This is a genomic window from Saccharopolyspora elongata, assembly GCF_004348985.1.
Classification (GTDB): domain Bacteria; phylum Actinomycetota; class Actinomycetes; order Mycobacteriales; family Pseudonocardiaceae; genus Saccharopolyspora; species Saccharopolyspora elongata.
In genome coordinates this window covers 104,072-110,885 of sequence record NZ_SMKW01000031.1, presented here as the reverse complement: position 1 = coordinate 110,885, position 6,814 = coordinate 104,072, and the positions used below count along the sequence as shown (strand labels likewise).

General features: G+C 69.0%; 7 protein-coding genes. 5 read left to right on the top strand and 2 right to left on the bottom strand.

Going from position 1 to position 6,814, the window contains the following annotated elements:
• The 4 genes from E1288_RS23140 to E1288_RS23125 form a co-directional block, all read left to right on the top strand.
• Nucleotides 1-289, top strand: a 289-nt coding sequence (locus tag E1288_RS23140; RefSeq protein ID WP_207954499.1) for an alkyl sulfatase dimerization domain-containing protein, incomplete at its 5' end; no start/stop codon positions are given.
• A 4-nt stretch (nt 290-293) separates the two neighbouring features.
• A complete protein-coding gene (locus E1288_RS23135) occupies nt 294-1,769 on the top strand; it encodes an MFS transporter (protein WP_132488368.1) in 1,476 nt (491 codons plus the stop codon).
• 40 nt (nt 1,770-1,809) lie between these two features.
• Complete coding sequence (locus E1288_RS23130) at nt 1,810-2,997, top strand: NADH:flavin oxidoreductase (protein ID WP_132488366.1); 1,188 nt, start codon at nt 1,810-1,812, stop codon at nt 2,995-2,997.
• Between the two features lie 33 nt (nt 2,998-3,030).
• The gene (locus E1288_RS23125; protein ID WP_132488364.1) at nt 3,031-3,804 is read left to right on the top strand and encodes an SDR family NAD(P)-dependent oxidoreductase; all 774 of its coding nucleotides are present in this window, start codon (nt 3,031-3,033) and stop codon (nt 3,802-3,804) included.
• 200 nt (nt 3,805-4,004) lie between these two features.
• Here E1288_RS23125 and E1288_RS23120 read toward each other — a convergent pair whose 3' ends face one another.
• Together E1288_RS23120 and E1288_RS23115 are read right to left on the bottom strand one after the other, a co-directional pair.
• A complete protein-coding gene (locus tag E1288_RS23120; RefSeq protein WP_132488362.1) occupies nt 4,005-4,547 on the bottom strand; it encodes a MaoC family dehydratase in 543 nt (180 codons plus the stop codon).
• A gap of 91 nt (nt 4,548-4,638) precedes the next feature.
• The gene (locus E1288_RS23115) at nt 4,639-5,526 is read right to left on the bottom strand and encodes a LysR family transcriptional regulator (RefSeq protein WP_235883750.1); all 888 of its coding nucleotides are present in this window, start codon (nt 5,524-5,526) and stop codon (nt 4,639-4,641) included.
• Between the two features lie 83 nt (nt 5,527-5,609).
• On the opposite strand from E1288_RS23115, the gene E1288_RS23110 reads away from it, so the two are divergent.
• Entirely contained in the window at nt 5,610-6,779 is a 1,170-nt protein-coding gene (locus E1288_RS23110; protein WP_132488358.1) for a CaiB/BaiF CoA transferase family protein, read from the top strand.
• Nucleotides 6,780-6,814: the final 35 nt, after the last annotated feature.

The following is a 6,814-nucleotide window of genomic DNA, read 5'->3' as shown; positions in this document are numbered from 1 at the left end:
CGGCGGCGCCCCCGACCAGGCCCGGGAGGTGGCCCGCCTGGCCGGAGGCGCCGCCGCGCTCGCCGCCCGTGCACGGGAGCTGGTCGCCGAGGACCTGCGGCTGGCCTGCCACCTCGCAGAGTGGGCTTTCCTGGCTGACCCGCAGGACGAGGCCGCGCAGGAGACCTACCGGGAGGTATTCGCCGCCCGGGCGGACGTCGAACCCTCGCTGATGGCGAAGGTGGCCTTCGGCGAGCCGGAATCGACGGTGGCCGCGGTCCGCGCCGCGGCCACTGCGGAGAAGGGCTGACGGAGTGTCCACGGGTGGCCGGAGCGAACCCGGCGGACAACCCGCGGACCGCCGGCAGCGCAGCGCCGCGCCGGCCACTCCAGACCCGTCTGGGGTTCCGGACGAGGAGCGCCCGCTGGCGAACGCGTCGGTGCGCCGCATGGTCGGGGTCCTGATCCCGCTAGTGCTGTTGAGCGAGATCGTGCCGCTCGAGATGTCGCTGGTCTACCCGGCGCTGGCGAACATCCGGTCGGCATTCGACACCCAAGCGGTGGGCTGGACCGTCACCGTGGTCAGTCTGGTCGCGTTGGCCACCCAGCCGTTGCTGGCCAAGGTCGCCGACATGTTCGGCCGGAAACGCACCATCGCCGTTGCCGCTGCGGTCTTCGCGATCGGCTCGATGATCGCCGCGCTGGCCCCGAACTTCGGGGTTCTGCTCGTCGGCCGTGCGTTGCAGGCGCCGGGCATGGCCATCGTGCCTGCCGCCTACGGACTGATCCGGGACGGCTTCCCACGCCGCTACGTGCCCATCGCGGTCGGAGCGGTCAACACCGGTTTCGGGATGAGCGCCATCATCGGCCCCTTCGTCGGCGGTTTCCTCGTGCAGCGCTTCGACTTCCGCGCGGTGTTCTGGTTCTGCCTGGTCTTCGTCGTGGTGCTCGCACCCCTGGCGCTGTGGCTGGTGCCGGAGCGCCGGAGGCCGGTACGCCGGCGCCTGGACATCACCGGCTCGCTGCTGTTCGGCGCCGGGGTCGGCATCTTGCTACTGGCCATCAGCCAGGCAAGCGCCTGGGGCTTGGTCTCGCTCGGCACGCTGGGCTGCGTACTGGCCGCTGCGCTGCTGCTGTGGTTGTTCATCGTGCACGAAAAGCGCACTGCTGAGCCGCTGATCGCGCCGAAACTGCTGACCGGGCCCGCAGTGCGCTGGACCCTGCTGGCCACCGCCGGCGGCGGCTTCGTGCTCGGTGGCCACGGCTACCTGATGCCACTGCTGGTGCAGGCCCCGCTCGTCGCCGGCGGGCTGGCGTTGGGCCCGATGGCGGTCGCGATGCTGCTGCTGCCGCAGGGTGTGCTCGGCGCGGTCGCGGGTCCGCTCGGTGGCGCGCTGGCGCGCCGTCGTGGACCGCGGCTGACCATGCTGGTCTCGCTCGGCGCGTTCACCGTCGGTACCGCGCTGGCCGCGCTGCTGCACGACCACGCCGGACAGCTCGTGCTCGCCTCGATCGCCATGGGCTGCGGCTTCGGGCTGTACTTCGTCTCCGCGTCCAACCTGATCATCGAGGCGGTGCCGGCGACCCATACTTCGCTGGGAACCGGGTTCATGAGCATCGCCAACAACCTCGGCAACGCGCTGGGTGTGACGGTGCTGGGCGCGGTGCTATCCGCCGGGTTCACCCCGGCCTACCTGGTCGCTGTCGTCGTCGGTCTGCTCTCCCTGGCAGTCGTCCTGGGAATGCAACACGGCCGGTCGCCGATGAGTGGCCCGCCGGCTCCGCACTGACGACTCCGGCGAGCTTCCTCGCCGACCCGAAGGGGGTCCCATGTCCGCCACGCCGATCGACGACCGCGTCTTTCCTGACATCTTCTCCCCGGGCAAGATCGGTCCGCTGACGCTGCGAAACCGCACGATCAAGGCCGCAACGTTCGAGGGACGCAGCGACGGCGCGCTGGTCACCGACTCGCTCATCGAGTTCCACCGGCGTCACGCGGCCGGTGGCGTCGGCATGACGACCGTCGCTTACTGCGCGGTTTCCCCGGAGGGGCGCACCCAATTCGACCAGATCTGGATGCGATCTGAGGCCGTCCCAGGGCTGCGCCGCCTCACCGATGCCGTGCACGCCGAGGGAGCCGCGGTGTCAGCGCAGATCGGGCACGCCGGGCCGGTCGCCAATGGCAGGTCGAACGGGATGCCCGCGCTCGGCCCGAGCCCGCGGTTCAACCCGCTGAGCATGCGGATGACCCGGGCAGCCACCCGCCAGGACATCGACCGGATCGTCGAGGCCTACGGCACGGCCGCCGAGCTCGCCGTGGAGTCAGGTTTCGACGCGGTCGAAGTCCACCTCGGACACAACTACTTCGCCAGTTCGTTCCTCAGCCCGAAGGTCAACAGGCGCAAGGACCGCTTCGGCGGCTCGCTGGAGAACCGCGCAAAGGTCGCGCGCGCCGCCGTCCGGGCGGTCCGCGACGCGGTCGGCGACCGGATCGCGATCCTGGCCAAGCTCAACATGGACGACGGCGTCCCGGGAGGTTTCTGGCTGGACGAGTCGCTCCAGGTCGCCGCCTGGTTGGAGGCGGACGGCGCGGTCGACGCACTGGAGCTGACCGCGGGCAGTTCACTGCTCAACCCGATGTACCTGTTCAAGGGGGACGTCCCGGTCCGGGAGTTCGCGGCGGCCCTGCCGCAGCCACAGCGGTTCGGTGTGCGGATGGCCGGCCGAGCCCTGCTCAAGGATTATCCCTATCGGGACGCCTACCTCATCGAGGACGCCCGCCAGTTCCGCGCCGCCCTCGAACTTCCGCTGGTGCTGCTGGGCGGCATCACCGACCGCCCGAGCATGGATCTGGCCATGTCCGAGGGTTTTCAGTTCGTCGCCATGGCCCGCGCGCTTCTGCGCGAGCCGGACCTGATCAACCGCGTCCAGCAGGAACCCTCGATCCGCTCGTTGTGCATCCATTGCAACAAGTGCATGCCGACGAACTTCACCGGCGCACGCTGCGTCCTGGCGTGATCCCGAACCCCGCACCTCGCCAAGGAGGTTTTCATGACCGCATTCGCTCCCGTCGAGGGCCGCTTCGCCGGCCGGGTCGTCGTGCTCACCGGTGCCGCCTCCGGCATCGGTCGGGCCACGGCGCTGCGGCTGGCCGCCGAGAGCGCCACTGTGCACGGTCTCGACATCAACGCCGCAGGCCTGCAGGAGACCGCTGACCTCGCGGCCGGTCTGCCCGGAACCGTGCGCACCCGGGTCACAGATGTCACCGACCGCACCGACTGCTTCACCGCGGTCGCGGACGCAGTGGCAAGTTCTGGGCGGCTGGACGTGCTCGGCAACGTCGCGGGCATCGCCCGCTACGAGCACGCCACGCAGGTGAGCGAGGCGGACTACCGGACGATGATGGCGGTCAACCTCGACGGACCGTTCTTCATGTGCCAGGCCGCCATCCCGCACCTGGTGCGCAACGACGGGAACATCGTCAACCTGGCCTCCACCGGCGGGCTCATCGGGCAGGCGTACACCGCTGTCTACACCATGAGCAAGGGCGCTCTCGTGCAGCTCACCCGTTCCCTGGCCGTCGAGTTCGTGAAGCAGAGCCTGCGGGTCAACGCCATCGCGCCGGGAGCGGTGGAGACCCCGCTGGTCACCGGCTTCACCATGCCGGCGGGGGTGGACCTGTCGCTGACCGTCAACACCCGTACACCGCGTCCGATGGCCACCGTGGACGACGTCGCGGCCCTGTTCTGCTTCGTCGCCTCACCCGAGGCCCGCAACATCAACGGTGCCGTGCTCTCCACCGACAGCGGCGTCACCGCCGCCTGAACATTCGCCGCCAGGGCGAGCCGACTCCGGCGACGCGCAGGCCGCCGCCGACGAACCGGGGTTGCTGGTCGGGGCGGGACGTTCACAGCGGTGGGCCCATTCCCTTTGCCGGCCATCGTTTCCAGCCTCGGCCCCTGCGCACTGCCCAACACACTCGCTGAGGTCAAGCGGTCGCACAGTGGGCCGGGGCCGGCGGTAGATCAGTGCTCGAGGGCTTTCCTGGACAGTTCGTCCCATTCAGGGCGGACTGCGGTGAAGTCCGGGCCGCAGCCTCGCTTGTAGACCATCAGCGTCCGTTCGAAGATGATGACGACTTCGGAGCGCTGGTTGAAGCCGGTGGTGCGTACCGTCACGATGCCGATCTCGGGCCGGGACTTGGATTCCCGGATGGAGAGGACTTCGGATTCGGAGTAGAGGGTGTCGCCTTCGAAGACCGGGTGCGGCAGGCGGACCTTGTCCCATCCGAGGTTGGCGAACACGTGCTGCGACAGGTCGGTCACCGACTGGCCCGTGATCAGCGCGAGGGTGAACGTCGAGTCGACCAGCGGGCGCTCGAACTCGGTCTGCGCCGCGTAGTGGGCGTCGAAGTGGATGGGGGAGGTGTTCTGCGTGAGCAGGGTGGTCCAGATGTTGTCGGTTCGCGTGATGGTGCGCCCCAAGGGGTGGCGATAGGCGTCCCCGACCTGGAAATCCTCGAAGTAGCGGCCGGTCCAGCCCGGCACGTAGTTCTTGTCAGTCGTCATGGCGGTCAGTTTGCCGGTCCGGAGACGCCACTGACTACTTCGGACCGATGGCCGTTCGTCATGGCTTCCATACGCGTTGCGTATGCATGGCTCAGCGTTTGATCAGCGGGTGATCGTGGACGAACTCGATGAAGCGCGCGACAGGTGGGGACTGCCGGCGGGTGCGCAGCGTGGCGAAACCGGCGGTCCGCACGGCGCCGGAATCCTTGATGAACAACTGCTTCGTCCCTTTCGGCAGGGGGCCGGGGGTCGGCACGGGCAATACCGCTACACCCGCACCGGAGGCGACCAGGCCCCAGAGGGTGGGGATTTCCGTCGCCTCTACGACGATCGCAGGAGCGAAACCGGCCTTCGCGCAGAGCGCATCGAATATCTGGCGCAGGCCGAATTCCGGGCGCAATGCAACGAAGTCCTCATCCGAAACCTGCGCCAGGTCGATCCTCTTCGCGGTCGCCAGCGGGTGCTGGTCGCCGACCACGAGACGCAGCGGTTCCTCAGCGATCGGGTGCCAGTGGATGTCCTCGTCCCGCGGCTTCGGGCTGCAGATGGCCACATCCACCGACCCTTGGCGCAACATCTCCAGCACGGCATCGGCGGGGCCGCCTTCGAGCAGGAACTGAGCGGAGGCGGCTTGCTGCCGGTATTCCTGCATGAGGCGGGGCACCAGCCAGGAGCCGAAGGAGGTGACAAATCCCAGCGACACGACGCCGCTCTGCGGGTCGAGCATCGCGCCGACCCGCTGCTCGGCCGCGTCGATCTCCCCCAGGACGCGCGCGGCGTGGGCCCGGACGACCTCGCCGTACCGGTTGAGCCGGAGGCGCTTGCCGGTGCGGTCGAAGAGGCTGGTGCCGAAGTGCTTCTCCAGCCGGTTGACGGCACGCGACAGGGTGGGCTGCGTGATGTGCAGCCCTTCGGCGGTGCGGGTGACCTGTTCGGTTTCGGCGAGCGCGACGAACCACTCCAGGTCTCGAATCTCCATGCCGGAATGATGCGCGCGACGCATGGTTCTGGCAAGAATCCGTCATTGGACTTGTCCGCGCAGCCTTCCGCAGCATGTTCGTCATGCCACACACCCACTCTTCTGCGCAGGCATCCGGCGTGCTGTCCGGTGTCGTCGTCGTGTCGTTGGAACAAGCAGTCGCCGCGCCGTTCGCCACCCGGCAGCTCGCGGATCTCGGTGCTCGGGTGATCAAGGTCGAGCGCCCCGGAGCGGGCGACCTGGCCCGCGGCTACGACACGACGGTCAAGGGGATGGCCAGTCACTTCGTGTGGCTCAACCGGGGCAAGGAGAGCATCGAACTCGACGTCAAGTCGGCAGCCGGCCGGGAGGTCCTCGGCAAGCTGATCGACCGGGCGGACGTGGTCGTGCAGAACCTCGCGCCCGGAGCGGCCGAACGACTCGGTGTCGGGGCTGCGGACCTGCGGCAGGCGCGACCCGAGCTGATCACCTGCGACATCTCCGGGTACGGGGCGGGCGGACCCTACTCCAAGCAGAAGGCCTACGACCTGCTCATCCAGTGCGAAGCCGGCTTGGTCTCCATCACCGGTACCGAGGAGACCCCGTCCAAGGTCGGCCTCTCCATCGCCGACATCGCGACCGGCATGTACGCCTACACCGGCATCCTCACCGCACTGCTCGAGCGGCAGCGGTCGGGGCGAGGAGCGGCGCTGGAGGTGTCGATGCTGGAGGCGCTGGGGGAGTGGATGGGCTATCCACTGCACTACACGTGCTACGGCGGCACGGCGCCTGCGCGGGCCGGTGCCAGTCACGCCACGATCGCGCCCTACGGTCCGTTCACCGCAGGGGACGGCGTGACCATCAACCTCGGCCTGCAGAACGAGCGCGAGTGGAAGCGGTTCTGCGACGTGGTGCTGGAAAATCCGGATCTGGTTTCTGATCCGCGGTTCGCGGACAACAGCTCCCGCGTGGCCAACCGAGCCGAGCTCGACGGCATCATCGCGGGCATCTTCGCGACCTTCAGCTCGGACGAGGCCCTTCGCCGCTTGGATGCGGCCCCGATCGCCTACGCCCGCCAGCGCACCGTGGCGGAGTTCGCCGAGCATCCGCAGCTGCGCGCCCGCGACCGCTGGCGTCCCGTGCGGACACCGGTCGGCGAGATCGAAGCGCTCGTGCCACCGGTCACCGTCGCTGGCAACGAGGCGTTGATGCGCCCGGTGCCCGCGCTCGGCGAGCACACCGAATCCGTCCTCACCTGGCTCGACGAGCAGTAGCCGACACCGGAACTCAGCCTGGGCGGGCCCGTGCC